Source organism: Natrialba swarupiae, assembly GCF_008245225.1.
Classification (GTDB): domain Archaea; phylum Halobacteriota; class Halobacteria; order Halobacteriales; family Natrialbaceae; genus Natrarchaeobius; species Natrarchaeobius swarupiae.
In genome coordinates this window covers 147,591-173,702 of sequence record NZ_VTAW01000004.1, presented here as the reverse complement: position 1 = coordinate 173,702, position 26,112 = coordinate 147,591, and the positions used below count along the sequence as shown (strand labels likewise).

Sequence of the window (26,112 nt, the reverse complement as noted above, 5' to 3'; positions counted from 1 at the left end):
AAAACCTGTGAAAGATCCTAGTCGTCGGCCGGGGCGAGCGGCTCCGTCTCCGTCGCGAGCAGTCTATCGAGAGCGTCGACCATCGCCTCGACGCTCGCGCGGGTGATGTCAGCCTCGCTGCGGGCGACCGTGACCGAGCGATCGTCTTTGGCCATCGTCACTTCGACCGTGACGACGGCGTCCGTCCCGCCGGTGACCGCATCGACGTGGTAGGACTCGAGTTCGGCGTCGGCGGCCGAGCCGAGCGCCTCTCGCACCGCGGAGACGGCGGCGTCGACCGGTCCGGAGCCGGTGCCGCTTGCGACGCGTTCTTCGCCGTCGACGGCCAGCCGGATGCTCGCGGTCGGGACGGCCCCGCCGCTGGTCGCAGAGAGGTCGAGCAGTTCGACGACGCGCTCGCGGTCGTCGCCGGTGACGTCCTCCGCCACCGCCAGCAGGTCAGCGTCGGTCACCCGACGGCCGCGGTCACCGAGTTCCGTCACGCGTTTCGCGATCTCGGCGATCTCGTCGTCGTCGGCGTCGACGCCGTGTTCTTCGAGCGTCGCCTTGACGCCCGCACGGCCGGTGTGTTTACCGAGTGCGAGCCGGCGTTCGCGTCCCACGGTCTCGGGTGCGTAGGGCTCGTACATCTTGTCGTCTTTAAGCGTCCCGTCCGTGTGGATCCCGCTCTCGTGAGTGAAGGCGTTCTCGCCGATGACGGCCTTGTTCGGTGGGAGTTGGACGCCCGTCGTCCGCGAGACCAGCTGTGCGAGATCGTACAGTTCCTCGAGGTCGACGGTGTCGACGTCGTAGACGTGGTGGAGCGCGATCGCGACCTCCTCTAAGGCGACGTTTCCGGCACGTTCGCCGAGCCCGTTTACCGTACAGTGAACGAGGTCGGCACCGGCGGAGACGGCTGCGATGGCGTTCGTGACGCCGAGTCCCAGATCGTCGTGGGTGTGGGCGCTGACGGGGCCGAGCTCCGCGAGCCGGGAGACCGCCTTCGCGGTGCGCTCGGGACCCGTGTGACCGACGGTGTCGGCAAAACAGGTTCGGTCGGCACCAGCGTCGAGGGCGGTTCCCATGAGATCCTCGAGGTAGTCGAGGTCGGCCCGGGAGCCGTCCTCGCCGATGACCTCCACCCAGAGGTCGTGGTCGGTGGCGTACTCGACGAGTTCGGCCGTCGTCTCGAGGTTGTCCTCGCGGGACGTGCCAACCTTCCCTTCGACGTGGCGGTCACTCGCCGGCACCACGATGTGGACGCCGTCGACGCCGCAGTCCAGCGCCAGGTCGATGTCCGACTCGAGGCCGCGACAGAAACTCGTCACGGTCGCCTCGAGGTCGAGGTCGGTCACCCGCGAGATTGCCTGCCGTTCACCCGCGCCGGTACAGGCGCTTCCGGCTTCGATGACGGCGACACCCGCCCGCTCTAACGCGCGAGCGATCTCGACTTTCTCGTCGGGCGACAGCGAGACGCCCGGGGCTTGTTCGCCGTCACGAAGGGTCGTATCGAGAAGGCGCACTGTACGGTCGGATGGAATCGTCTGGTCGGCGGAGTGTTGTACAGGCAAGAGTGATGAACTGCGATCAGTGTCGTCGCGGAATTTCACGCCCAGCCGGGTTGCCCCGACTTCCTCTATCCTCGTCCGGCGTTGAGAACGAATCTCGTGGCATGTACTTCTCCCTATCGAACAGCCGTAACTTAAAGCCGCCGGTTCCAACGCTACGACGCTGACGGAATCGAACGGGTTCCCGGCGACGGCGAGTCCGATTATATAGTAACAACTGCAACGATTTACACACTGATCGCCGACCCGTCTGGCGATCAGGTGTGCAATGACTTGCAGTGGCTACTATAGCACACGTTGAAACGAGTACTATCGGACATCTTCGTCCTCGCGACGCGAACGTTCCTCTCGCGGTACCGACGTTCGTCCTCGAGGTACCTGTCCAACATGTTGGACGAAAACGTATCGGCGATGGGACGAAATCGCCGACGATGATCGAATCGAACGGCGATATGGACTCGTCTCTGGGCGACCGAACGCCCGGGTCAAAAAGCGTCGATCGCAGGCTTTACGCGTTGCTCGGACTCGCGACGATCCTCGGTGTCGGACATCACGTCGACCACGTCGTCAGGGGAAACCACGTCGGTTGGCCGTTGATTCCGGAGGTGACAGGTTTTACCGTGAGCCTCCTGATCTATCCCCTGATCGCCGTCGGACTGTATCTAACCCTGACGGAGCGGGTTGGGGCTGGCTACTGGGCGGCCGTCATCACTCCGGCCGTTCTCTACGTCACGGCCGCCCACTTCGGCCCGTGGGCGCTCGAGCCGCCGGCCGACGTGATCGGTCCGTACGAGAACGAGGTGGTCGGATACGCCGCTTTCGCGTGGCTTCTCGCCCAGGTGGCGACGATGTTCGTCACCGCGGTCTACGCGACACACCGGTGGTGGCTCGCTCGCGAGGCGGCGATTCCGCAGGGCAGGGGAAACGATCGCATCGACGGCTTCGACCACGAGCACGATGAACGCTGACGAGCCATTCGACGGAGAGGCGACGATAGAACTGATCACGGCGGGTGCCGTGACGACGCTGACGCTTCTCGTCGGCTTCGGATTGCTATTCGCGGGCGTCCGGTTCTTTTGGATCGCCTACGTCGTCGGATTCGCCGGCGTGCTTCCGCTGGCGGTGGGCTATGCGAGAGCGTATCGGCTTCGGGCGCATCGAGCGAATACCGACACCAAAACGCGAGAGAACACGGAGCCGCTCGAGGAACTGCGTGAACGCTACGCACGGGGAGAACTCACCGACGAGGAGTTCGACCGACGAGTCGAACGATTGCTGGCGACCGCCGCCACCGAGAACGCGGGGTGGAACGGCGGGCGCGGACGCGGCGAGCGACGGACGCCCGACGAGGATCGCGAGCGGGAAGGTGGTGTCAAAACCGGATCGTACCACCCCTGAGTGCTCGATCGAGACGGTGGCCGAGACCGGTTACTCGAGGCGGCCGTTGGCGCTTCCCGTCAAATGCCACTTGACCAGGCGGCTCTCCCCCCGGCGGATCACGACGCTCGCGGTGGACGTGTCCACGCCGAGGTCGTCGGCTAGTTCTTCGAGCAGACACTCCCGCGGAACGTCGAAGTACCCCTCCCGAACCGCCGCCTCGAGAACTTCTCGCTGACGGTCGGTCAGGGGTCCCTCCGATTCGGCGGACCCGACGAGCGAGAGCAGTTCGTACGACAGCGAGGCGGAGTCGAGCACCTCCTGAAGCCGATCGAGTTCTTCGCGGGTCCCGGTCAGGTCGAATTCGAACCAGCCGTTTCGGACGTCGACGGGGAACTCGATCGTCAGCGACGACAGTTCGACGAACTCGTAGAGATCGGTGTCGCTCGTCTCGTACTTCGTCAGCGCGCGTCCATCTTCCGACTGTAGACGGTCACAGTCGTCTATCGAAGGGTGTGAGCGAATCGCCTCGACGACGTCCGCTGGGCGTTCGGCGGTCACCTCGCCCAGTTCTAGGGCGGTGTCGTCGGTCCGGTATCCCGAGAGTAGCCTGAACGTCGCCCGAGGGAACTCGTCGGAAACCTCGGCGATCCACACCGTTTCCGGTAACTCGATGCGAAACCGTGCGTTAATCATCCGTCTCCACCATGTTAGCGCGTTCATCCGTTACGGCCGTCACGGTATCAGTCTACCGTGCTCGAGCGTTCCGCGGTACACGCCTCACACCTCGGAACCGACGCCATCCCCACCTCGAGCGCTCGAGGGTGGGCCCTCGATTCCATCGGCTGGGCACACCCGAGTATCGGAGTCGACAGTGGTTCGACCAAAACGCCCATCCTGTCGGTCCGTGTACGGAGCGTATGGACCCCACCCTCGAACCGCTCGCCCGGTCACTCCGCGAAGCGCCAGTCGTCGAGCGAAACGGGTACGACTACTTCGTCCACGGCGTCACCGACGGAATCCCGCCCGTCGAACCCGACGTGTTGCGCGCGATTGCCGACGCGATCGCAGAGCGGATCGATCCCGCGTCCGTCGATAAACTGGTCGCCCCCGAGGCGATGGGCATCCACCACGGGACGGCACTCGCGCTCGCGGTGGACCTTCCGATGGTCGTCGTCCGCAAGCGCGAATACGGATTTCCCGACGAGGTCGCGGTCCACCAGGAGACCAGTTACGGCGACGACGAGCTCTACCTGAACGGTGTCGACGTCGGTGACCGCGTCGTCGTGATCGACGACGTCTTCTCCTCGGGCGGCACGGTCGAGGCGGTCTGCGACGCGCTCGAGACCGTCGAGGCCGATATCGTCGACGTCGTGACGGTCCTTCGACGGGTGGACGCCGCCGACGACGATATCTCACACGAGGTCACGAGCCTGCTCGACGTCCGCGTCGAGGACGGCAAGGTCGTGATCGTCGACTGATCGGCGATCCGACGCCGCTGGCGTCAGCCCGATCGGGGGCCGTCCTCGAGCGCCAGCCGATCTCCCGGTTCGACGTCAGCGGCGCGTCCAGCGGGGAGTTCGACGACCAGGTCGGCCGTCTCTCTGGCGATCCCGAGCCACGGGCGAAGCCGCTCGACGCGCTGGACGGTTCCGTCGACGATCCAGACCACGTCGATCGGGAAGAAGACGAACAGCATGTGGACGTCGCGTTTTTTCGCCCCGCCGAACCGGAACGCGAGCGCGTAGTCGTCCGGAATCGACCGACGAAACATGAGCCCCCGCATCTGGGCTGGGATCGAGTCGGCGAGGTCGACGCTCGAGGCGAGCACCCGCGGGTCGCCGCTGTCCGGTTCGTGGACGAGTTTCACTCCCTCGAGTCGAGGGCGGGTCGGCAAAAACCTCACGACCGAGGCCATCCCCCTGGGAGTTCCGATCTCGAGGGCGAAGCACCTCGTCCTATTCGTCCCGTTTTTGGTCGGGCGATGCGGGATCGATCCCCGTCTCGTCGGTGTCGTGGACGTCTGCGTCGTCGAACTCGAAGGGCGTCGACTCCTCGTCTTCGGGAACCTCACTTCCGCCGTCGGATCCGTCGCTCGCATCGTCGGAATCCTCCTTCGAGTCACCACTGGAGCTGGAGCCACCCGGAGCGTTCCCCTCGGAATCCGATTTCGACGAATCGCCGTCCGTGGGCTCGGGTTCCGGGACCCGACCGAGGTCGGCGTCGGTCGCCCTCGAGTTAGTCTCGAACCGATCGAGCGCGGCCGAGAGCGCGTTGGCCTGCTGGGAGAGATCGTCCACCGATCCCGACACCTCCGTCAGGGCGCTCGTCTGTTCCTCGGCAGCAGCGGCGACCGACTCGGCTTCCGCCGTCGTCTCGTCGGAGATCGTCGCCACCTCGTCGACCATGGCGGCGACCTCCTCGCTCGAGGCCGCCTGTTCCTCGGTAGCCGCCGAGATGTCCTCGAGACCGGCGTTGGTCGCCTCGGCGTGATCCGCGATCTCCGTCAGGGCCGTCGCCGCCTCGGCGACGAGGTCGGTGACGCGTTCGACCTCCTCGCTCGTCCGATCGATCGTCCGCGCGGAACGCTCGGTCTGGCCCTCGACCGACTCGAGGCGGTCGTCGATCCGGTCGGCGGCGTCCTTGACCTCCTGGGAGAGTTCCTTGACCTCGGCGGCGACCGTGGCGAACCCGTCCGTCTCGTTGTTCCCCGACGAACGGGCCGCTTCGATGTTGGCGTTCAGCGCCAGCATGTTCGTCTGTTCGGCGATCTCGGCGATGGTGTCGGTCAGTGACGTGATCCGGTCGACTTCGGTTCGGAGATCCTCGAACTCCTCGACGACCGCGCCGTGTTCCGCGACGAGGTCGTCGCAGGCGTCGATCGCTTCCTGGGCGGCTCGGTTCCCCTCCCGGCTCGCTCGCGCGGTCCGATCCGCGACGCCTGCGACCTCGTTCGAGGAGGCGGCGATCTCCTCGGTCGTCGTCGAGAGGGCGTTCGTCTCGGTCTCGATCGACTGCAAGGCGTCGTTCTGGCGGTCGGCGCCGTCGGCGATCTCCTGGATTGATCCGCTAACCTCCTCGCTTGCGGCCCGTACTTCCTCGCTCGAGGCGGTGACCTGTTCTGCGGCCGTCGCGACGTCGGTCGCGAACCCGGACAGTCGGCCGACCGTCGCTTCCATCTCGGCGAGCATCTCGTTCGCGTCGGTGGCGATCGCCGCCATCACCTCGTTCTGGCTCTCGGGGTCCATCCGCGCGGTGAGATCACCCTCGGCGGCCGCCTCCATCGCGTCGCTGTACTCGTCGGCTTTCGACTCGAGATGTCGATTGAGTCGCTCGAGACGATCACGCTCGGCTTCGGCCGCCGCCCGCGCGTCTTCGGCCTCGGCGATCGTCGCTTTCAGTTCGGTCCGCATCGCGTCGAACCCGTCGTACAGCCGACCGATGTTGTCGATCCGGGATGACTCGAGGTCGACGTCAAGATCCCCTTCCTCCATCCGGGCGGCCTTCTCCGTGAGCCGGTCGATCGACGCCGCCGTCGTCCGGCCGATTGCCGCGCCGAGAACGCCGACGAGGACGACACCGACGAGCGTGGCTAGTGCGCCGACCTGGGCGATCGAGTCGACCAATCCGAACGCCTGCTCCTCGGCCGTGTGGACGAGGACGATCCATCCCTCGTTGGTCGTCTGGTAGCCGACGATGTAACCCTCCGGCGTAAAGTCGTACGGCTCCCCTCTCAGGAGGTCGCCCGGCGGTTCCGCGATCCGCATCGCACCCGGCGTCCCGTCCCGGACCGCCTCGAGTACGCCGTCATTCTCGTACGGTTCCTCGAAGACGACCGTCTCCCTGTTCTCGCGGTAGCCGAGGTAGGCATCGTCCGCGACGAGCCACCCGTCCTCGTCGAGGATCGTCACTGTCGTCCCCGAGCGGGTCGCAACCGGCATCTCGCTCGAGCGCTCGGCGAGATCGAACGTGAAGACGAGCGCTCGATCATCCCCATCGACGCCGATGTAGTAGGATCTGACCGCTCGGTGATCGAACGCCAGCGACGTCTCGTCGGGCATCGCGTAGGCATCCGTGCGCTGGACCACGTACTCCGAGAGATCGTCGTCGAGTTCCTCGCCGTCCGGGAACGCCATTCCCTCGAGTGTATCGGGGTCGTCACCAGCCCCCGCGAGCACCTCGCCGGTCTCCGTATCCACGTAGAGGGCGTTCGTCCGAGCGTTGTCGGGTAACTCGCCGTAGACGTCCGCGAGGTAGGTTTCGACTTCGCTTTCGTTTTCTTCGCCGCCGAACACCGGTGCCTGGGCCGCCGAGAGCAGAAGCTGGTCGTTTCGATCGTTCCACCGCTCGAGTGCCGCCGCCTCCTCGACAGCGCTCTGGCGTTGGTCCGCCAGCACCCGCTCCTCGACGCTGTCGGCGACCATCGCCGTCTCCACGAGGCCGATAGCACCGACGGAGAGTGCGATCACCAGCAAAACCAGTCCGAACTTCAGCGCGTACCGCCGTCTGAGAGCGGCCGGGACGAGTCGTCGGATCATAATATATGATGAAATAATTCTTCTAACTATTATTTTTACTGGCTCGTCGATCGTCCGCCGAGGGGTTGAAGCCGTTCGCGGACGAGAGGTCGATCGACGATGGAGCGAACGCCGAACGGGACGGCCGTCGGGGTCGACGACCCCTACGAGTTCGCCGGCCTCTGTGACTATCTCACCGGCGACGGACAGTGTCGGTACGCCTACGACCACTACGAGCACGATCCGGCGTTCGCTCGAGAGCGTGCACAGGAGGGGTACGCCTGTCCGATCGTCGATCCGGACCCCGACGCCGAGTCGGATCCAACGTGGAGCGAGTGTCCGCACTTTCGCTCGCGCAATCGCGACCGGGAGTGTGTCCGCTGTGGGCTCGAGGAAAAACGGATGGCCCAGTCAGAGGAGCGTCCACTGCTCGAGGAACACCACCTCTCGTACGCCCGCGACGGCGAACAGTTGAGCCACGAGATCACCGTCTACCTCTGTCGGTGGTGTCACGCGAAAGTCCACAACTCGTGGGCGAGGATCACCGACGACGTCGCCCCCGATCCGGAAGCGATCGCAGCACTCGAGAACCGACGCGGGCGCGAGTTCGATGAACTGGGATTCCAGTCGGCGGCGGAACGCTACGAGAGCGACGACGCGTGACGACGGACGGCTTCGCCACCCGTGTGGCGGTTCGGCGACACAGACGGACAGGAAACTGAATTAGTCGAGGATGTCGCCGACTCGACGTGGTTCGCCCTGTAGATTCGGCTGTTCGGCGACGATCTTCAACACTTCGTGGTCGGTGACGTCGTGGTAGGATTTCTCCGTTGCCTCCTCGATCAAGTCCCGCTCGAGGCGGAACTCGGTTCCTTCGTAGACGACGTCGACGCCGTCGTCGTCGAACGCGAGCGTTGTCATAACCGGCCGTATGCGGCGGGGGGGTAAAAGGGAGACGCTCTGGCTCCTCGAGTTCCGCCGTGCGATGTCGAAGTCGGTGTCGTCAGACGGGCGACAGACGGTCTGGAGCCAACGACGAAGTTTATTACGAGGGGGTCACATTGGATCGGAGTGTGGCCGTACGCAGGGACCCGCTCGACGAACTCGTCGTCCCCGACGGGACGGAAGCGAAGGAAGTCGCCCTCGAGACCGACGGGGACGTGCTCGTCGGCGCGCGCTCGACGATCGAGTTCGGCGTGCGCGGTCGGAACGTGATCGCCGGCGAGAGCGTCGAGTTCGGCGGCGAGATCGAAGCCGGCGCGGACTGTCGACTCGACATGTGGTGTGACGTCGCGGAGAACGTCCTCGTCGGCCAGGACGCCTACATCGGCGAGCGCGTCCACATCGGCGGACGGTTGAAAGTCGCCGGCGATCTGGACATCGGCGACGACGTCGACATCGAGGAGGGGTTCGAAGCCAACGGCTGGATCGTCATCCGCAATCCGATGCCGACGATCGTTTTCTTATTCGTCTACCTCAAACACCTACTTCTGATCGGCGAGGAAGACACCGCCCAGCGGCTCATCTCCGAGATGGTCGACGACGAGGAGGGCGAACCCGACGCCGAACCGCTCGTCATCCCGCGAAACGCGACGGTCGGTGACGACGCCTGGCGGGTGTCGACCCCGGCGACGATCGGCGACGGCTGTCGGCTCCACGGCAACGTCAGAGCCGAGACGATCGACGTCGGCGACGACTCCAACGTCTTCGGGAGCCTCCGCGCTCGAGGCGAGGTGTCGGTCGGCGACGGCACGCGGATCCACGGCGATCTGACGACGCGAAACGGCGACGTCGTCGTCGGCGAGGACGCCCGAATCCTCGGCGACGTCTCCTGTGACGATCTCGAGCTCGGGCCCGGCGCAGAAGTCGACGGCTCGATTCGGGCCAACGGCGAGATCACGATGGGAACGACCGAGCGCGACCGCGAGTGACTGCCCGACGAACCGCGCACCTTCTTGCGGTCGGGTCGAAGTGACTGACACCGGACCGTCTCGGCCAAACCGGTTCGTACTCGAGTCTGCCCGGCTCAAGATCCGTCGCTTCCGCTGGCGATTTTTACCCCTATTCTTAATAGATGTTGTCACGTTAGGGAAAGACAGGCATGAGAACGATAGACACATCACGACGATGGAGGTGGCCATGCGATCGATCGCGCTGACCAAAGGCGTTCCCGACTTCTCGGAGGGGGCAGTCTCGTTCAACGAGGAGGGACATCTCGAGCGCGGGAAGACGCCGACGGTGATGAACCCGAACGACGCGTTCGCACTCGAGGCGGCCCTCCAGACGAAGGTCCGCCACGGCGGCCACGTCACTGCCACGAGCATGGGGCCGCCCGGATACGCGAGCGTGCTCGAGGAAGCAATGGAGGAAGTGTACGCCGACGACACCTACCTGCTCTCGGATCGCGAACTCGCCGCCTCCGACACGTGGGCGACGGCGATCACCTTGAGCGCCGGCCTCGAGAAGTACATCGAGGAGGTCGCGGAGATCGATCTCGTCTTCGCGGGGTTCAAGACGGCCGACGGCGAGACGGGCCAGACCGGCCCTCAGACGGCCTGGGCGATGGACTGGCCGATCGTCACCCACGTGATCGCACTCGACATCGATCCGGACGAACGCGTTCTCCGGGCGAAGCGACTCGTCGAGGGCGATATCGACGAGATCGAGACGGTCGAGGCACCGCTTCCCTGTTTCGTCGTCACCGACCCCGAGTTCGAACCGACCTACCGCAAGGCTTCCCACCGGCTGACGCACAAACAGCTCCGGGCGGACACCCAGGAGCGGGCAGCCAACCACGAAGACCACCTCACCACGTGGGACCACGTCGATCTGAATCTCGACCCCGACTACATCGGGCTCGACGGCTCCCCGACGATCGTCTCCTCGGTCGACCCGATCCCGAAAGCGCCCTCCGAGCGCGAGGCGACGATGATCGACGCCGACGACGAGGAGGGTATGACCGAACTGCTCGAGGAGATGCAGCCGTTCGCGGCAGGTGAGACAGGATGACTGATTTCGATCCAACCGAACACACCGTAGACGAACTGGACGACCACCTCGAGACGGTCGACGACGAGGAGATTCTGCAGACGATTCTCGAGGCCGAACAGGCCGGCCAGGACCGCAAGACGGCCCGCGAGGCGGTCCACCGCCGGCTCGAGGCGATCGGTGCCGTCGACGACGACCGCGAGGGCGTCGAGGAGGGAACCGAGACGGAAGGCGAGTACGAGGAGACGAGAGAGGACGTCGGCGAGGAGGCCGAAGGTGAAGACGAGGCTGCAGAAACCGCCGCCGAGGGCGAACCGGACGAAGATGCAGACCAAGAAGCCGAAGAGGACGACGACCTCTCCCATCCGACTCGAGACAAACGCCACGTCCGCGCCCTTGAGGACGGCCACTACGAGGACATGTGGGTCTTCTGTGAGACCCAGGGCGGCGAGTTGCTCGAGGTCGCAAAGGAGATGCTCGGCAAGGCCCGCGAGCTAATGGATGGGTTCGCCGAAGACCACGACGAGGAACGCGTCGTCGCGTTCCTGATGGGCGACGACTGTGAGGGACTCGCCGAGGAGTGTATCGCCTACGGTGCCGACGTCGCAGTGTATCACGACGATCCGCGCCTCGAGCGGTTCCTCCACAAACCCTACACCGAAATTGCGTCGCACATGGCCCGCGGCGAAGGGACCGTCGAGAGCACGGACTGGCGCGAGTACGACAAGCCCCGGTACGTCCTGTTCCCGGCGACGAACAACGGCCGGGATCTCTCGGCGAAGGTCCAGGCGGAACTGGACTCCGGGCTCGCCTCGGACTGTTCGGATCTGTTTATCCAGGAAGAAGAAGTCTCGAACCCCGTCAAGACGGGCGAACCCGGCGTCAAGAAGACCTTCGAAAAGGTCTTACACATGAAACGGCCGGACTTCTCTGGGTTCGAGTACTCGACGATCCTCTGTCTCGATAACCCCGGCCGGGAGTTCCACCCGCAGGGGGCGTCGATCATCCCCGGCAGCTTCGAGCCGATCGAACCCGATCCCGATCGGGAGGGGCTCGTGATCGAACACGACATGGATCTCGAGGACGACTGGTTCCGCGTCGAGATCACCGAGTACGACCAACTCGAGGCGGGGATCGACCTGACGGGCCACGAGGTGATCGTCTGTCTCGGCCGCGGCATCGCAGACGACCCGACCGAGGGGATGGAACTCGGCCTCGATCTCGTCGACGCCTTCGCGGACGCCGAGTTGGGGATCACCCGCGGGATCGTCACCTCCTCTTACCAGTTCGAGGGCCACGTCGAGGAGTACGCCAAGGAGGAGCGCCAGATCGGCGAAACCGGGCAGGTCGTCGCACCGGAGCTCTACGTCGCCGCCGGCGTCTCCGGAGCGGTCCAGCACAAGGTCGGGATGGACGAGTCGGACACCATCATCGCGATCAACACCGACACCGACGCGCGCATTCGCGATTTCAGCGATTACTTCGTCGAGGGCGACCTGTTCGAGGTCCTCCCCCAGCTAACCGACGCAGTCGAATCGGGCGAGGTCGAACTCGAGGCGATTGCGGATGGAAGCGGCGACGGAGGTGACGACTGATGGCAGCCGACTCGAGCGAACACGAACACTACGAGGCCGTCGTCGTCGGCTGTGGGCCCGGCGGCGCGGCCGCGGCGGCGCGTCTCGCCGACCACGACATCGAGACGCTCGTCTTAGAGCGTGGCACGGAGGCGGGTTCGAAGAACGTCTCCGGCGGGCTGATCTACGGCGAGGAGTCCGCGCCGTACACGATCGACGACCTCTTCGAGGGCTTCCGCGAGGAGGCGGCCGAACGGCCGGTCACCGACTACCGAATCCACAACGTCGCCGGCAACAGCGTCAAAACCTACGACCTCAGGGACCTCCACGAACACGACACCGAGTGGTGTGACGCCGTGCTTCGCCGGACGATGGACTCCTGGCTCGAGAAGCGCGTCCACGAGAAGACCAGCGAGACCGGCGGCGGCGTGCTGACGGACGTCCGCGTGAACGGCTTGCTGCGCGAGAACGGCGAGATCGTCGGCGTTACCTGCGACGAACTCGATCCGATCGAGGCGGACCTGATCGTCGCGGCCGACGGCGTCAACTCCGAACTCGCCCGCGACGCCGGGTTGATGGACTGGGCGGAACCCGACGAGTGGTTCCAGGGCGTCAAAGCCACCGTCGAGATGGATCCGGACGTCATCGACGACCGGTTCGGACTCGAGTCGGACGAAGGGGTCGCCCACCTCTTCTCGGGCGATCTCTTCTCCGACGTCCGCGGCGGTGGCTTCCTCTATACGAACGAGGACTCACTGTCGATCGGCACCGTCTTCCACCTCGATAGCCTCGTCGAACAGCGGGCGGAACCACACGAACTGCTCGACGCCTTGCTCACCCACCCGTTGCTGGCCACCTGGCTCGGCGACGAGTACGACGAGCGCGAGTACGCGGCGAAACTCGTCCCCGACTCGAAGAAGGTGGCCCATCCCGAACCCCACCAGGGTCGGCTCGTCCTCGTCGGCGACGCCGCCGGACAGATGCAGGCCCAGGGCCCGATCATCAAAGGGATGAACCACGCCGTCACGGCCGGCGCGCTCGCTGCCGATGCCTTCGCCGTCACCCGCGGCAACGCCGATCCCGCCGCGGCCGGACGACGGTACGCGAAGATGCTCGAGGACTCGGGGACGATGGACAAACTCCGCCCCCGGCGGTACGACCTCGCGCGGACCGTCGGCGAGCGCGACGTGGTGACGAGCGTCGTCGACAGCGTTCTCGAGTCACCGATCGGTTCGATCGCGGTCGGCAACCCGATCGCCGACCGGCTGCTCAAGCGGGCGTACAACTCCCCCTTCCTCGTCTCGATGCTCCCCGACACCGCCACGGGCTACGTCACGCTCCCGAGTGTCATCGGCGAGACCCACGGCAAGACCATCCACTGGGAGAACGAGGTCGACCCGCCGTCACTCGAGGAACGGATCGGCGATCTCACCTACAACACGGACGTCGGCAACCCCCACATCGAACTCGTCGACGAATCCTACGAGGCCAGCGGCGCGGCGGTCGCCGCTTGTCCGGTCAGCGCCGAGGAGTTCGGCGGCGGCTGTTATCGCTCGGAAACCGTCGAGACGAACGGCACCGAAGAGACGCTGGTCAGCCTTGACACCCAGCCCTGCGTCGAGTGTGGCACCTGCGCCGTCGTCGCCGACACCGAGTGGGAACACCCCCGCGGCGGCAAGGGCGTCGAGTACCGGGAGGGATGACCCGACGAACCGCCGGTCGCCTCCTACCGTGACCGTGAGCCGATACGGGCCGCGAATCGCCGCCCTCGAACGCCGGGCCGAACGAGACCGGAAACGACTCGAGCCCGAAGACGAGCAGCCAGAGCCAGACGACGCCACAACCTACCTCCGGGAGGGTGCTGGCCGCGCGATCTGGCTCTACGTCGAGGGGCGAACCGGCGGGCGGATGGTTCGTTTCTCGCCCGCGGAGTTGGACGCACTCGAACGCGCGATGAACGCCTGGCTCGAGTGCTATGCCCGTTGTTACGGCGTCAAACTCGAGGCCGACTTCTCGATTCGCGAGGCGGCCGAACTGTTACTCGAGACGCGAAACGTCGACGACGTCGGCCAGTTGCTCACTGACGTTCCCTCGCGGTGACCGCCGGCGTAAACGGGGTCGTCACCGGCGACCGAACGCGGAGATAGAGCGGAGGCAAACGATAACGGTCTCGAGGTGGTACCGAACGCGTGAGTCTCATCGTCGAGTTCGAACTGGAGACGCCGATCCTCCGTGTTGCCTCGGGTGCGATCGACCGCATTCGGTTCGAGGAAGTGTACGAAACCGAATCCGGCGAGTCGAAGCTCCTGTTCTGTGCGTTCGGGGAGGGGTTCGATCAGTTCGAATCCGCACTCGCGGACGATCCGACCGTTCGGGAGTTTACCCGCATCGAGGAGGCACTGGATCGGCGCCTGTACAGCGTTATCCTCACCGAGGAGGCGGCGGGACGACTGACGTATCCCGTCGCCGCCGAGTACGACGTCTCGATCCTCGAGATCGTGGCGACCGACGAGGCGGTCGTTCGCGCACGCGTTCCGTCCCGGGAAGCGCTTACGGCCTATCGCAACCGCTGTCTCGAGAAAGGTGTCGGGTTTCAGGTGCGACGCCTCTACCGGGAACAAAACGCCGAGACCGAACGCTATGGGCTCACCGATCCTCAACACGAGGCGCTCCGTCTCGCCCTCGAGGCCGGCTACTTCGACGTCCCACGCGAGACGACGCTGTCGGTGCTGGCGTCGGATCTCGAGGTGTCCTCACAGGCGCTGTCGGCACGCCTCCGCCGTGGCCAGGCGTCGGTCCTCGAGCGCGCACTGGGTGACGACCCGACTTAAATAGTTGACCACTCAACGCGGTTCCTTTCCGGTGTCAGTGGCGTTCATCAAGCATGAACACAAACCAGCGGATCGCTGACGAGCATTCGCCCACCGGGGTGGAGGGCAACGATTGCGAGCCGTTCGTTCACCAGGGGGAGCCGGATCGACCACTCAGCGAAGCCGTTACCGTCGCCGTCGCGGAGAAAACGGGACTCGACGACCCACTCGCCGTCGCCAGCGAGTTCGGACCGTTGTACGACGCGGTCGATCCCGCTGCTCTCGATGCGCTGTTCGAACCCACCTCGACGGGCAACCGCTCCGCCGGGACGATTACGTTCACGTACGCCGGCCACGACATCGAAGTCGACACGAGCGGTCGGGTACGGCTCTCCCGACTCGAGTAAACGCCCCGCGAATGGGTCGGCGGAAACTCAGTAGATCAGTTCGTCGTCGTTTTCGACCATGTAGAGCGTCCGCGCGGCGATGTTGACCGCGTGATCGCCGACCCGTTCGAGGTCACGGATCGTCAACAACAGCCGCGAGACGTCCTGAAGCAACCGCTCGACTTCGTCCGCCGACTCGAGTTCGCGTTCGATCAGGTCCCGGACGACGATCTCGCTCGCTCGTTCGGCGAACTGATCGAGATCGTCGTCGCGAACGGCGAGTTCCCGGCAGGCCTCGACGTCTTCGGTGTCGTACGCCTGCATCGCGTCCTCGACCATCGCGAGCGTCAACGTCCCCATCTCCTGGACGTCGACGTCCGGAAACAGGTCGTGTTCGGCCTCGAGGGTGTACTCGCCGAGGTTGACCGCGAGGTCGCCGATACGCTCTAAGTCGGTGATGATCTTGAAAGAGGCGGCGATAAAGCGAAGGTCGGACGCGACCGGCTGTTGGAGTGCGAGCAGTTCGACACAGTCTTGCTCGAGATCGAGGTACATGCGGTTGACCTCGCCGTCACCCGTGATCACCTCGTGGGCGAGATCCTCGTCTTTCTGCTCGAGGGCGTCGAGGCCCATGCGAAGTCGCTCCATCACGACCTCGCTCATGTAGAGGATATCCTCGCGGAGTTCCGCGAGCTTCTCCCGATAGGATTTTCTGGCCATAGTTCAGCCACCCGTCCGGGTAGGGATATAGCTTGTGTCCACTGCAAAATGATCGTCTCCAGCCGCGTAGTAGGGCAGTGTACCGATTTTCCGGACTCTCCGGAGACCTGTCACGACGGACGGTACTGATAGACTGCACTCCGCTGGGCCGGTTCACAGGCGAACGACTTCGTGACGCCCACACCAGAACTGATGGGCGAAATCGACACCAACCGCATGATTTCGCCCCTCAGTCGACTCGAACCAGACCATCGAATTCGACCCTGCAGTGCAGGCTTGCCAAAGCACTAGAAAAAGTCGTTTAGGCCGGACTGGCCGTCGTCGGTTTCGTCACGGTTCCCGGTTTCGTCATCATCGGTCGTTCCGTCTGACGCAGCCGCGGCATTCGTCCCTGACGTCGACTCATCGCCGTCGGCTGTCGATGCGAGCGTCGCTTGTCCGTCCCGTTGTGCGGCCTCGGACTCGGTACCCTCGTCCGGTTCGCCCCCCACACTCGAGTCCGTGTCTCCCGCGTCGAAAAACGCCGACCCGGAGTGTTCGACCGCCTCCTCCTCGAGCAGGTCCTCGGCGTCTTCGACGATCGACTGGACCTTGTTGGTGTCTTTGCCGCTGCCGGTGACGAACGAGAGCTCCGACTCGTCCAGGTCGTAGGTCGCCGCCATCCGAACGGTGAGGTCGCGATTTCGGCAGTGGTGAGTCATCGCGGAGAGATACGGGAGCACTTCCCGCCGTGCGGTCGCGACGCTCGTTCCCTCCCGTTCGGCGATACGCTCGGCGATGGCGTCACGAGTGTTTCGCGTCCCCTTCGTGCGCCCGAGTTTCGACCAGTAACTCGGCGGGCCGTACCGGGTCCAACCCCCCTTCTCCTCGCGCCGCGAGGCCGCGACGCCCGCGGTCATGTTGTCGGTCGCGTACCGCCAGAACGAGTAGTTTTGCGTGGCGCGAACGCGGCCGAGCCAGCGGTCTGCGTTCGAGAGGTAGCCGTAGGCGTCGGCGAGTTCCTCGCCCGCGTAGTCTTTCGGCACGTTGTCTTCGATCCAGTTGAGCAACTCGTCGGGCGTCTCGTCGACGTCGTAGGACGCCCGCAGCGCTCCCTCGGCGTCCTCTTCTTTGATGAGCGCGTCGAGGAAGTCGAAGATCCCCTCAGTCCGGTCGCGTTCACTGGTCACGACGTCGTCGGCGGTCAGTCGCTCGGCTTCCTCCGCGACCGCCTGCAGGTCGTTGACCGCAGACCGCAGGTCGCCGCTGGTCGACTCCGCGATTTTCTCGAGGGCCTCCTCCTCGAACTCGACCCCTTCGCGCCGACAGATGTCCCGCAAAACGGGGACGATCGAGCGCTTCGAGACGTCGCGAAACTCGATCGTCTCGCAGGCGTTGCGAAGCGAATTGCTCATATCGTAGAACTCGTTGGCCACGAGGACGACCGGCTGGTTTGCCTCCTTGACGACGCGGGTGACCTCTCGAGAGCCGCCGTAGTCGGCGTTACCGTGGAAGTTGTCGGCCTCGTCCAAGATGACGAGCCGTCGCCCCGATTCGCCGCCGGTGAGCGTCCCGCTTTTCGACGCTTCGCCGGCGACCCGTTCGATCACGTCGGCCCCCCGGCTGTCGCTGGCGTTGAGTTCCATCACCGGCCAGCCCATGTCGTTCGCGAGCGCGTGGGCCGCCGAGGTCTTCCCGACTCCGGGGCTGCCGTGGACGATCACCGCCTCCCGGTGGTCGTCCCACGTCTTCGCCCACTCCTCGAGGTTGTCGCGGGCCTTGTTGTTCCCCCGGACCTCCGACAGCGTCGTCGGCCGGTAGGTCTCGGTCCAGTCGCTCATTGGCGGTGATAGGGAGGAGCGGCGTTTAGTGGTTGCGGAGCGTCACTCCTCGTCGACGGTGTTCGGGTCGAGTCGAGACGTGGACGACCGCGCGGCCGAATGCGTCGGTGCCGACGACCTCGCCGCTGCGCTCGAACGCGCCGCCGGTGCTGCGGGATTCGGTCTCGAGGCGGACAGCAGTCGAAACTGGTTTTCGACTAGACCGGCGCTTTCGGTGCGAATCGAGCGACTCCGAAATCGCGCGGTCACGGAATCCTCTCTGGAGTGATCGTCTCGAGGACGGAACCGGCCGCCTCGGGCCTGTCGCGTTCGACGCGCCTCCGAGAACGGTTCTGGGCGCCGCGGGGAGGGGCTGCGGTCGGACGACGATCCGAGGGAGGCGTCACCGGTAGAGCGAGAGATAGAGCATCCCGAATCCGACGATGAAGGGGACCGTCTCGGCGATGTAGAAGACGGTCATCGGGTCGGAAAGCTGTGAGACGATCGTCGTCAGCCCCACACCCATGCTGAGAAACGCGAAGCCGATAAACGCCGACTCGAGCCGTTTCGACGGGTTTTGTCGGTAGGACTGAAAACTGATGAGGGTCAGGCCGAGCGCGAGCGCGAAGACGATCATCTGCATCAACATCAACAGAACGTCTATCAATTCATTCATACTGAGACCCGTTGGGTAGCGTTCGCATCGGCTCTACTTAACACCAAGCTCGTCCCAGAGCTGGGTAAACCGGTCCGGGAGGTTCTCCTTTCGAAAGATGCGAACGTCGTACTCGTCGTCCTCGAGCGAGATTACCGTGCTGTCGAAGTTACACCGGTACTCCTTGTAGTGGTTCCCGTCGTCGGCGACGAGCGTTCGCTCCTTGACGAGGTCGTGTTCCTGGAGAACGTCGAGACGTCGGTAGATCGTTGGCTGAGAGAGTTCGAGCCGCTTGGCCAGCTCCTTTGCGGAGCCGGATTCACGGCTGATCGAGGCGAGCACAGTGCGTGCGTGCTTGTCCCCGATCGTATTGAGGATCTCTTCGATGGGGGTTTCATCCTCCATGTATATTCGATACTGTAATTCCCATGCAAAAGGTTTTCTGGGTTGTGAAAATACTCGTTGCGTCTTGCGATTTCGTTGACGAGTTCCGATCGAGACGCCACCAGCAACTATCGTAGCCACTGCACGTCTTGCACACCGGATCGCCAGCCGGTTCGGCGATGGGTGTGTGAGACGGTTTGCAGTCAGTCGGTACCGGCGAACCCGCAGACAGGTCGCGGGTTCGCCAGTACACAGGGGCAGCAATCCGTATCAGTGGCTCCGGTAGAACGGTACCCCCGGTGATACCAGCCTTGATTTCGCCAAGGAACGTCTCAACGAGTCGGGCGTTCTCACATCGAGAAAATACCTTTATATAGTAATTATCCGCGAACGAAGTCACTGACCGTGATATATGATGGGTGGGTGTGATACATCGGTATGGCAACGACTAATGACGTCTCAAACGGGATGACCGAACCATGTGAAGTGTGTGAGATGGATACGTTACACGAAGTGACGGTCCAACTCGTAACCGAGGGCGACGAAGGGGAAAACGCGCGGTACTCCCGCGAACCCTACCGCGTTCGGGAATGTCAGCGGTGTGGGAACCGCGAGAGTCAGCGCATGAACAACGCCTGATACGGATTGCTGTACCGATGGACCGGCGAAACCCGCAGACGGATCGCGGGTTCGCCGGTACCGACTGACAGTAAACCGTATCAGTATCGACTCACGGACGGCCGGCGGCCCCCTGTCAGCGGCCAACTGCCGCCGGTGTCGTCCGGAGGAAAACGCTCCATTGCACCCATCGGTCGTCCGCGCACTCGCGCGGGTGGCCGTTTTTCCGTTACCCGACGTTCGAGTAGCGACGCTTACGTTCGCGACTCCGCTCGAGCAGAAATCACAGGTCTCACTCGGGTCGAGACCCGCCACCCGTCGCGTCCCGATTGTAATCGGAACGTTGACACTCGAGCAGACGCAACGTTTTTGAGAGAAACAGCCGTGAGACAGTCGAGAGCGAATCGCGTGATTGTCGCGGGAAGAAGCACTTTTCGCCGGTTCTGGTCGCTTCTCGTAGCAGTCGCGATGGGGCTGTGCGCGATCGCGTTCGTCCGCGTCGAGCCGGTGTTTTCGCTGCTGTACGGCGTCGTTGCCGTTCTGTCGGCCGCGGCGTTTGTCTCCGGGCGATTTCAGGCGTTCGTCGACGACAACCGAGCGGCCGTCTTCGGTTCGCTCATCGCGTTCGTCGGGATCGTTCTCGCCGCCATTGTCGTCCTCAGGTAGCGTCGTCTACCCGGTCGTTCGAACGAATGGGAGCTAAACACCGAACACCCAACTGGTGGTGTCGGCTCCGATCCTCTCGTTTCCGCAGTCGGATCGGAACGCTCGAGACGGGTAACTCGAGGGGTACAATCTTTCCTCGCCTGCGTACGGTCGAATCGAACGGACGCCCCCGTTGACGAACACTTGGCCGGGTGTGGGACGGCACGACGGACGCGATATGGTCGGAGCGACCGCGGTTTCCGATCACTCCTCGCTACGCAGATCCTCGGCGATCCGAAAGAGTACGGTCCCAAAGCCGGCAACCGTGAGGACGAACCGCTCGCCCGTCCCCGCGATCGGGAAGATCCGCTCGACGTCTTCAGGCGGTTCGTCCCGCGTCGGATCGAACCCAGTCGAGTAGTGCATCTCCTCGGTCGTCCCCCGGGTCGTCGACTCGGCGACGCCGCCCGTACTCGAGTCGAACTCGACGAACGTCTGGACGAGTCCGCGCTGGTTGGTGTACATCAGCTTCCCGGAGAGGTCGTAGAACCGGTCGTGGACCGGCCAGAAGAGGTTGACGCCGTTGAAGAAGGCGTCGAGTAGGATGTGTGCGAACAACACCGCGACGAGTGTCACCCACGCGACCCGGTAGCCGTAGGCACCCCATCGATTCAACACGTACGACTCCTCGCGAAACTTGACGTCCCAGAGGAGGAGCGCACCCGGAATCAGGACGACCCAGACGTTGTGGAACGCCGCCCGGTGTGTCCCCGGCACGTATATCCCGATCAGCGTATCGAGGTCGATCAGTGCCGTCGCCCCCATGACGACGAGGATCGCCCTCGTGTCGAACCGATCTCCCAGCAGCGCAACCCCGAGCAGGCCCGCGATCGCGACGTGGACCACTGTCGATGGCATACCAACCGTCTCGAATCGAGACGGCTTGATTGTTTGCTCGAGCGTCGGTCGTGTTCGTCCGATGACGCTCCGGTAGCTACTTGAGGTGACCGTACGACCGCTCCCTCATGGGTGGACGTGGACCGAAACGGGAGCTCGCGGAGAAAATCGCCGGCGAAATCACGCTCAGCGACGACCCCGGTGCGACGCTGCGCAAGTGGCGGACCGACTTCGACGTCTCACAGACCGATCTGGCCGCCGAACTCGAGGTCTCCTCGTCGGTGATCTCCGACTACGAGAGCGGCCGACGGGAGAGTCCCGGCATCGGCGTCGTCAAACGACTCGTCGACGGCCTTCTCGCGATCGACGAGCGCCGCGGCGGCGATCGCATCCGCCAGTACGGTCGCGTCCTCTCGGCGGGGTTCGAGAGCGACGTCGTGTTGGACCTCCGCGAGTACGCGACGTCGATCCACCTCACTCAGCTGTACGACGAGATCGGCGCGAGTGAAGTCGCCTCCGGGAGTACGGACCGGATCAGCGGTCACACCGTCATCGACAGCATCGAGGCGATCACCCGCCTCTCGAGCGAGGAGTTCTTTCGGCTGTACGGCCAGAGTACGAACCGCGCGCTGATCTTCACGAACGTCACCCGCGGCGAGGGCGTCGGCATCGCGCTCAGAGTCCTGAACCCGACGCCCAACGCCGTGATCCTCCACGGAATCGAGGAGGACGAACTGTGGGAACACGCCCGCGATCTCGCCCGGATCGACGACTACTCGCTCGCGGTGACGAACGATCCGCTCGACGACGTCCTCGAACGGCTCGTCACCCTCGAGTGAAGACGCTCGCAGAATCGACGATGACACCGACGAGTCTCGAACCCCGACTGAATCGCACTGAGTGGCGCACGCTCGGACTGTTCGTCGTCTACGTGCTCTCGCTGTCGGTCGTCTACGCCGTCGGTGACGTTCGCCTCTGGCTCGCGTGGGCAATCGGGGCGGTCATTCTGGTCGCTCTCGTTCTGATCGCGTACAATCGGTCTCCCCCACCTGAGTGACGACCGATTCACCGAGACGTTTCGACGCGAGGGAGAGCTGTACGCCGACCTAACCCGGCGGAGAGCCAAACGCTGACATCGACCATCCGTCTCAGGCGATCTGGTCCTCGTACTCCTCGGCCGAGAGCAACGCCTCGAGTTCGTCCGTATCGTCGGCGTCGATCTCGAGCATCCAGCCCTCGCCGAAGGGGTCGTCGTTGACGAGTTCGGGCGAGTCGAACAGCGCCTCGTTGACGGAGACGATTTCGCCGCCTGCCGGCGCGTAGAGGTCCGAGACCGCCTTGATCGACTCGATGACGCCGAACTCCGCTTCCTGTGTCACCGAATCGCCCTCGTCGGGAAGTTCGACGAAGACCACGTCGCCCAGTTCGTCCTGGGCGAACTCCGTGATCCCGACGCGGACGACGCCGTTCGTCTCGTGTGCCCACTCGTGCGATTCCAGATACCGTCGATCCTCGGGTACGTCGAATGTCATTGTTATACAGTTTCGATGAAGGGTGTGGTTTCGACTCGCGTCTTTTTCGACTGGCCGCGGACGACCACCTGCAGGGTCGTTCCGGGCTCTGCGTACTCCGTCGGCACGTAACCAAGCCCGATCGGCTGTTCGAGCGACGGGCTCATCGTCCCGCTGGTCACGGTGCCGACGACGCGACCGTCGGTGTTCGTGATGTCGTAGCCGTGGCGGGGAACGCCACGGTCGATCAACTGGAAGCCGACGAGTTGCTCCTCGTGGCCCGCCTCCGTCGCTCTCGCGAGGGCGTCCCGGCCGACGAACTCGGTCTCGAGGTCGACCGTAAAGCCGATGCCGATCTCGTAGGGGGTTCGGGGATTCGACTCGTGATCGAACTCCTGGCCCGCGAGGACGAGGCCGGCTTCGATCCGGAGCGTATCCCGGGCACCGAGCCCGCATGGCTGGCAGTCGTAGAGCGACCAGACCCGCTCGGCCTCCGCCTCAGGAACGAGTAGCTCGAAGCCGTCTTCACCGGTGTAGCCGGTGCGTGCGACCCAGCAGTCGACGCCGTCGACGGCCGCGTCGGTAGCCTCGAACCGGTCGAGTTCCGTCACCGGTTCCTCGGTGACCGCGTCGACGAGGTCGGCTGCGTTCGGTCCCTGGACCGCGAACATGGCGTACTCGTCGGTTCGGTTGTCGACGGTCGCCTCGAGATCCCACCCGTTTCGGTGGCTCACCCAGCGTTCGTGGGTCGCTTCGTCGGTCCCGGCGTTGGGGACGAACAGGTAGGTCTCGTCGCCGTCTTCGTCCGGCAGCCGGTAGATCACGGTGTCGTCGATGACGACGCCGTCCTCGTCGGTGATCGCCGCGTACTGAGCGTTGCCGACGTCCAGCCTCGTGACGTCGTTCGTCGTGAGCCGTTGCATCAACGCCGTCGCGTCCGGGCCGGTGACGTGAATCTGGCCCATATGCGAGACGTCGAAGATCCCCGCGTCCTCGCGGACGGCCGCGTGTTCGGTCCGAATCGAGTCGAACTCGACTGGCATGTCCCAGCCGCCGAACTCGGTGAACTTCGCACCGCGTTCGTCGTGGATCCCACGCAACGGCGGCGTCTGTAACGGCATACTCGGCTCCACACCCCGGGAACAGTAATGTCTTTTGTCGCGCCTCCGGCGGGAACCACGAGAGTGGGCTCGAGGCGGGCAGTTATCGACTGAGGTAGCCGCCGTCGATCGCGACTGCCTCGCCGGTCGCGAACGATGCCTCGTCCGAGCAGAGCCAGACGATCGCGTCGGCGATCTCCTGTGGTTCGCCGAGACGACCCTGTGGATGCTGTTCGCGAAGGTTCTCGACCGTCTCCTCGTCGTCGTACAGTCCTGCTTCCTCGAGCATCGGCGTCTCGATGTAGCCCGGACAGACGGCGTTGACGCGGATGTCGTCGGTCGCGTAGTCGAGCGCGGCGACCTTCGTGAGACCGACGACGCCGTGTTTCGAGGCGGTGTAGGCGGGCGTTGCCTCCGTTCCGACCCGGCCGAGGATCGAGGCGGTGTTGACGATCGCGCCGCCGCCGTCCTCGAGCATGGCGTCGATCTCCGCGCGCAGACACCGCCAGACGCCGGTTAGATTCACGTCGATCACCATCTGCCAGTCGTCCGCCGACAACTCGGCCGTCGGCTCGAGTTGGCCGCCGACGCCGGCGTTGTTGACGGCGACGTCGAGACCACCGTACTCCGAGACGGCGGTGTCGACCATCTTCTCGACGTCGTCGCCGTTCGTGACGTCGACCTCGACGAACGTCGCTTCGCCGTCGGTTTCGTCTTCGATCGCGTCCACGGTCGCTTCGCCGCCGTCGCGATCGAGGTCGGCGACGACGACGGTCGCTCCCCCGTCTGCTAACGTCTGGGCCGTGTTACGTCCGATTCCCGATCCGCCACCGGTGACGATCGCCGTCGTGTCTTCGAATCGTGCCATCTGAGATACCTCGGTTATACCGTCACCCCGACTGACCAAAAACGCACGCCTCGATTACGGGTGACGCGAACGCAATCGTACGATGCGATCGACGACCCGAGACGGCGATCCGATCCGTCACATCTATTTCGTTACTCGGGAAAGAACGGACATGTTCGAACGCGTTTGTGCCCGCTTTTCGAAGTCCGTCGACGGTCGGACCGGTGAGGCGAGCGTCGGACTGTTCGTCGACGGGCCGAACGTGTTCCGCGACGAGTTTGACGTCGACTTAGACGACCTCCGGGACGCCGCCCGCGATCTCGGTCGGGTTGGCGTCATCCGCCTCTATCTCGACGAACACGCGACGCCGGGGCTTATTCAGGCGGCCGAAGCGCGCGGCTTCGAGGTCGTCATCACGAGCGGCGACGTCGACGTCAAACTCGCCGTCGACGCCACGGCACTCGTCAGCGACGGTGCCGTCGACCGCCTGGCGATCGCCTCGCGGGATACGGACTTCAAACCCGTTCTCGAGCGCGCCGGCGCGGCCGGCGTCGGCACCGTCGCGATCGCTCCCGGTTCCCACGGTCGCTCCGACGCCCTCCAGAACGCGGCCGACGACGCGATCACTCTCGAGACGTGACTCGGGACCGGTGACGTGGCGGTCGCCGGTATCCGCGCCGGTTCGAGGAACCGCTCCGACTCCCCGCGTTTTTCCGTTTCGGGAGACGGTCATCGCCGTATAGTACAATCGTACGCTCGAGGAGATACGAGGCTTCCCCGAGGATCGCTGATGAGCTCCTGAGCGTTTCGATGACCTTTCCTGACTCCCAGGGCTAGCAGCGAGTATGATCGACGACGAGACGCCGGTGCTCGACAATCACCTCCACCTCGATCCGGACAACCACCGCGGGATCGACGCGGTCTCGGATTTCGCCCGGCTGGGCGGCACCCACCTGCTCGTGGTCAACAAGCCCTCCTGGCACCTGGGGGTCGAGGCCGAAACCGGCGAGGACTTTCGCCCGGTGTTCGAGCGGACGCTCGAGATCGTCGAGGCGGCGAACGAGGAACTCGAAGGACGAGCCTGGCCAGTGCTCGGCGTCCACCCCGGACTGATCTCCCGACTCGTCGACGACCGCGGTTACGACGCCAACGACGCCCGCGAGATCATGCAGGGCGGGATCGACGTCGCGGCGGAGTACGTCGCAAACGGTGAGGCGCTGGCGCTGAAGTCGGGCCGGCCACACTACGAGGTCGACGACGCCGTCTTGGAGGCCTCGAACGCCGTCATGCGCCGTGCGTTCGAACGCGGAGCCGAACTGGACTGTGCGGTCCAGCTCCACGCCGAGGCGAGCGAGGAGATGACGGAGCTGACCGACTGGGCCGAGGACGCCGGCCTCCCCGCACACAGGGTCGTCAAACACTACGCTGGTGGCCGCCTCGAGGGGCCGATACCGAGCGTGATGAGCGAGAAAGATCGCCTCGAGGTGGCGGCCGAACGCGGCGAGCCGTTCCTGATGGAGACCGACTACGTCGACGATCCCGATCGACCCGGTGCCGTCCTCGGACCGAAGACCGTCCCGCGACGCGTCGCCTGGATGCTCGAGAACGGCCTGGACGACGCGGTCCGGATTGCCCACGTCGAAACGCCGAAGACGGTGTACGGGATCGACACCGTGGAGACGCTGGAACGGCCCTGAACGCGGGAGCTCGGGTTCAGTTGGATCGTCGTACAGGTAG

31 protein-coding genes are annotated in these 26,112 nt (G+C 64.6%); 18 read left to right on the top strand and 13 right to left on the bottom strand.

From position 1 onward, the window contains the following. Positions 1-17: 17 nt before the first annotated feature. Positions 18-1,550, bottom strand: coding sequence for a (R)-citramalate synthase (locus tag FYC77_RS05565; RefSeq protein ID WP_149080511.1), 1,533 nt, complete (start codon positions 1,548-1,550; stop codon positions 18-20). Positions 1,551-1,978: 428 nt separating this feature from the next. Between FYC77_RS05565 and FYC77_RS05560 the strand changes: the two genes are divergently transcribed. After that, positions 1,979-2,515 carry a hypothetical protein gene (locus tag FYC77_RS05560; RefSeq protein WP_235019658.1) on the top strand — a complete coding sequence of 179 codons (537 nt, stop codon included), beginning with the start codon at positions 1,979-1,981 and terminating at the stop codon, positions 2,513-2,515. Then, positions 2,505-2,945, top strand: coding sequence for an SHOCT domain-containing protein (locus FYC77_RS05555; protein ID WP_149080510.1), 441 nt, complete (start codon positions 2,505-2,507; stop codon positions 2,943-2,945). Before FYC77_RS05560 ends, FYC77_RS05555 begins: the two co-directional genes overlap by 11 nt. Before the next feature lie 30 nt (positions 2,946-2,975). Here FYC77_RS05555 and FYC77_RS05550 read toward each other — a convergent pair whose 3' ends face one another. Next, positions 2,976-3,620, bottom strand: coding sequence for a helix-turn-helix domain-containing protein (locus tag FYC77_RS05550; protein WP_149080509.1), 645 nt, complete (start codon positions 3,618-3,620; stop codon positions 2,976-2,978). 224 nt (positions 3,621-3,844) lie between these two features. Here FYC77_RS05550 and hpt point away from each other — a divergent pair, with 224 nt between their 5' ends. After that, positions 3,845-4,405, top strand: a complete 561-nt coding sequence (gene hpt / locus FYC77_RS05545) for a hypoxanthine/guanine phosphoribosyltransferase (protein ID WP_149080508.1) — start codon at positions 3,845-3,847, stop codon at positions 4,403-4,405. 23 nt (positions 4,406-4,428) lie between these two features. Here hpt and FYC77_RS05540 read toward each other — a convergent pair whose 3' ends face one another. Continuing rightward, positions 4,429-4,794 carry a DUF192 domain-containing protein gene (locus FYC77_RS05540; protein WP_238386792.1) on the bottom strand — a complete coding sequence of 122 codons (366 nt, stop codon included), beginning with the start codon at positions 4,792-4,794 and terminating at the stop codon, positions 4,429-4,431. 88 nt (positions 4,795-4,882) lie between these two features. After that, a complete protein-coding gene (locus tag FYC77_RS05535; protein WP_202911776.1) occupies positions 4,883-7,462 on the bottom strand; it encodes a methyl-accepting chemotaxis protein in 2,580 nt (859 codons plus the stop codon). 99 nt (positions 7,463-7,561) lie between these two features. Here FYC77_RS05535 and FYC77_RS05530 point away from each other — a divergent pair, with 99 nt between their 5' ends. After that, positions 7,562-8,104 carry a DUF7097 family protein gene (locus tag FYC77_RS05530; RefSeq protein WP_149080506.1) on the top strand — a complete coding sequence of 181 codons (543 nt, stop codon included), beginning with the start codon at positions 7,562-7,564 and terminating at the stop codon, positions 8,102-8,104. Between the two features lie 60 nt (positions 8,105-8,164). Here the strand turns inward: FYC77_RS05530 and FYC77_RS05525 are convergent, their stop codons facing one another. Continuing rightward, positions 8,165-8,362: a DUF5800 family protein gene (locus tag FYC77_RS05525; RefSeq protein WP_149080505.1), complete on the bottom strand. Its 198-nt coding sequence runs from the start codon at positions 8,360-8,362 to the stop codon at positions 8,165-8,167. A gap of 152 nt (positions 8,363-8,514) precedes the next feature. Here FYC77_RS05525 and FYC77_RS05520 point away from each other — a divergent pair, with 152 nt between their 5' ends. The 7 genes from FYC77_RS05520 (at position 8,515) to FYC77_RS05490 (ending at position 15,220) form a co-directional block, all read left to right on the top strand. Then, complete coding sequence (locus FYC77_RS05520) at positions 8,515-9,372, top strand: polymer-forming cytoskeletal protein (RefSeq protein ID WP_149080504.1); 858 nt, start codon at positions 8,515-8,517, stop codon at positions 9,370-9,372. A gap of 208 nt (positions 9,373-9,580) precedes the next feature. Then, positions 9,581-10,450, top strand: a complete 870-nt coding sequence (locus FYC77_RS05515; protein ID WP_149080503.1) for an electron transfer flavoprotein subunit beta/FixA family protein — start codon at positions 9,581-9,583, stop codon at positions 10,448-10,450. Then, positions 10,447-12,024, top strand: a complete 1,578-nt coding sequence (locus FYC77_RS05510) for an electron transfer flavoprotein subunit alpha/FixB family protein (RefSeq protein ID WP_149080502.1) — start codon at positions 10,447-10,449, stop codon at positions 12,022-12,024. The genes FYC77_RS05515 and FYC77_RS05510 overlap by 4 nt, the downstream gene beginning before the upstream one ends. Continuing rightward, positions 12,024-13,706 carry an FAD-dependent monooxygenase gene (locus FYC77_RS05505; protein ID WP_149080501.1) on the top strand — a complete coding sequence of 561 codons (1,683 nt, stop codon included), beginning with the start codon at positions 12,024-12,026 and terminating at the stop codon, positions 13,704-13,706. The genes FYC77_RS05510 and FYC77_RS05505 overlap by 1 nt, the downstream gene beginning before the upstream one ends. A 34-nt stretch (positions 13,707-13,740) precedes the next feature. Next, entirely contained in the window at positions 13,741-14,103 is a 363-nt protein-coding gene (locus FYC77_RS05500) for a hypothetical protein (protein WP_149080538.1), read from the top strand. An 89-nt stretch (positions 14,104-14,192) separates the two neighbouring features. Continuing rightward, positions 14,193-14,834 carry a helix-turn-helix domain-containing protein gene (locus FYC77_RS05495; protein WP_149080500.1) on the top strand — a complete coding sequence of 214 codons (642 nt, stop codon included), beginning with the start codon at positions 14,193-14,195 and terminating at the stop codon, positions 14,832-14,834. 53 nt (positions 14,835-14,887) lie between these two features. Then, positions 14,888-15,220, top strand: a complete 333-nt coding sequence (locus tag FYC77_RS05490; protein ID WP_162354477.1) for a HalOD1 output domain-containing protein — start codon at positions 14,888-14,890, stop codon at positions 15,218-15,220. Between the two features lie 27 nt (positions 15,221-15,247). Here FYC77_RS05490 and phoU read toward each other — a convergent pair whose 3' ends face one another. Next, a complete protein-coding gene (phoU, locus tag FYC77_RS05485) occupies positions 15,248-15,919 on the bottom strand; it encodes a phosphate signaling complex protein PhoU (protein ID WP_149080499.1) in 672 nt (223 codons plus the stop codon). A gap of 287 nt (positions 15,920-16,206) precedes the next feature. After that, positions 16,207-17,739, bottom strand: a complete 1,533-nt coding sequence (locus FYC77_RS05480; protein ID WP_149080498.1) for a replication factor C large subunit — start codon at positions 17,737-17,739, stop codon at positions 16,207-16,209. 79 nt (positions 17,740-17,818) lie between these two features. Between FYC77_RS05480 and FYC77_RS05475 the strand changes: the two genes are divergently transcribed. Then, on the top strand, positions 17,819-18,007 hold the full coding sequence (locus FYC77_RS05475; RefSeq protein WP_149080497.1) for a hypothetical protein: 189 nt from the start codon (positions 17,819-17,821) through the stop codon (positions 18,005-18,007). A gap of 114 nt (positions 18,008-18,121) precedes the next feature. Here the strand turns inward: FYC77_RS05475 and FYC77_RS05470 are convergent, their stop codons facing one another. After that, the gene (locus tag FYC77_RS05470) at positions 18,122-18,394 is read right to left on the bottom strand and encodes a DUF7521 family protein (protein WP_149080496.1); all 273 of its coding nucleotides are present in this window, start codon (positions 18,392-18,394) and stop codon (positions 18,122-18,124) included. Between the two features lie 33 nt (positions 18,395-18,427). Then, the gene (locus FYC77_RS05465; RefSeq protein WP_149080495.1) at positions 18,428-18,778 is read right to left on the bottom strand and encodes a winged helix-turn-helix domain-containing protein; all 351 of its coding nucleotides are present in this window, start codon (positions 18,776-18,778) and stop codon (positions 18,428-18,430) included. A gap of 417 nt (positions 18,779-19,195) precedes the next feature. Here FYC77_RS05465 and FYC77_RS05460 point away from each other — a divergent pair, with 417 nt between their 5' ends. Together FYC77_RS05460 and FYC77_RS05455 are read left to right on the top strand one after the other, a co-directional pair. Then, a complete protein-coding gene (locus FYC77_RS05460) occupies positions 19,196-19,396 on the top strand; it encodes a DUF7835 family putative zinc beta-ribbon protein (RefSeq protein ID WP_149080494.1) in 201 nt (66 codons plus the stop codon). A 447-nt stretch (positions 19,397-19,843) separates the two neighbouring features. After that, on the top strand, positions 19,844-20,041 hold the full coding sequence (locus tag FYC77_RS05455; protein WP_149080493.1) for a hypothetical protein: 198 nt from the start codon (positions 19,844-19,846) through the stop codon (positions 20,039-20,041). A gap of 243 nt (positions 20,042-20,284) precedes the next feature. Here FYC77_RS05455 and FYC77_RS05450 read toward each other — a convergent pair whose 3' ends face one another. After that, complete coding sequence (locus tag FYC77_RS05450) at positions 20,285-20,938, bottom strand: metal-dependent hydrolase (protein WP_149080492.1); 654 nt, start codon at positions 20,936-20,938, stop codon at positions 20,285-20,287. Positions 20,939-21,045: 107 nt separating this feature from the next. On the opposite strand from FYC77_RS05450, the gene FYC77_RS05445 reads away from it, so the two are divergent. Then, a complete protein-coding gene (locus tag FYC77_RS05445; protein WP_149080491.1) occupies positions 21,046-21,756 on the top strand; it encodes a helix-turn-helix domain-containing protein in 711 nt (236 codons plus the stop codon). A 20-nt stretch (positions 21,757-21,776) separates the two neighbouring features. Then, positions 21,777-21,974 carry a hypothetical protein gene (locus FYC77_RS05440; RefSeq protein ID WP_149080490.1) on the top strand — a complete coding sequence of 66 codons (198 nt, stop codon included), beginning with the start codon at positions 21,777-21,779 and terminating at the stop codon, positions 21,972-21,974. Between the two features lie 91 nt (positions 21,975-22,065). On the opposite strand, the gene gcvH is transcribed toward FYC77_RS05440, so the two are convergent. From gcvH to FYC77_RS05425, 3 genes are all read right to left on the bottom strand, one after another. Then, positions 22,066-22,449 (bottom strand): glycine cleavage system protein GcvH, encoded by a 384-nt coding sequence (gene gcvH, locus FYC77_RS05435; RefSeq protein ID WP_149080489.1) that lies wholly within the window; start codon positions 22,447-22,449, stop codon positions 22,066-22,068. Between the two features lie 2 nt (positions 22,450-22,451). Continuing rightward, positions 22,452-23,549 (bottom strand): glycine cleavage system aminomethyltransferase GcvT, encoded by a 1,098-nt coding sequence (gcvT, locus tag FYC77_RS05430; protein WP_149080488.1) that lies wholly within the window; start codon positions 23,547-23,549, stop codon positions 22,452-22,454. Positions 23,550-23,631: 82 nt separating this feature from the next. Continuing rightward, a complete protein-coding gene (locus tag FYC77_RS05425) occupies positions 23,632-24,396 on the bottom strand; it encodes an SDR family NAD(P)-dependent oxidoreductase (RefSeq protein WP_149080487.1) in 765 nt (254 codons plus the stop codon). 151 nt (positions 24,397-24,547) lie between these two features. Here FYC77_RS05425 and FYC77_RS05420 point away from each other — a divergent pair, with 151 nt between their 5' ends. Both FYC77_RS05420 and FYC77_RS05415 read left to right on the top strand, forming a co-directional pair. Beyond that, positions 24,548-25,015 carry an NYN domain-containing protein gene (locus FYC77_RS05420; RefSeq protein WP_149080486.1) on the top strand — a complete coding sequence of 156 codons (468 nt, stop codon included), beginning with the start codon at positions 24,548-24,550 and terminating at the stop codon, positions 25,013-25,015. Between the two features lie 205 nt (positions 25,016-25,220). Beyond that, positions 25,221-26,072: a TatD family hydrolase gene (locus FYC77_RS05415; protein ID WP_149080485.1), complete on the top strand. Its 852-nt coding sequence runs from the start codon at positions 25,221-25,223 to the stop codon at positions 26,070-26,072. Positions 26,073-26,112 lie beyond the last annotated feature (40 nt).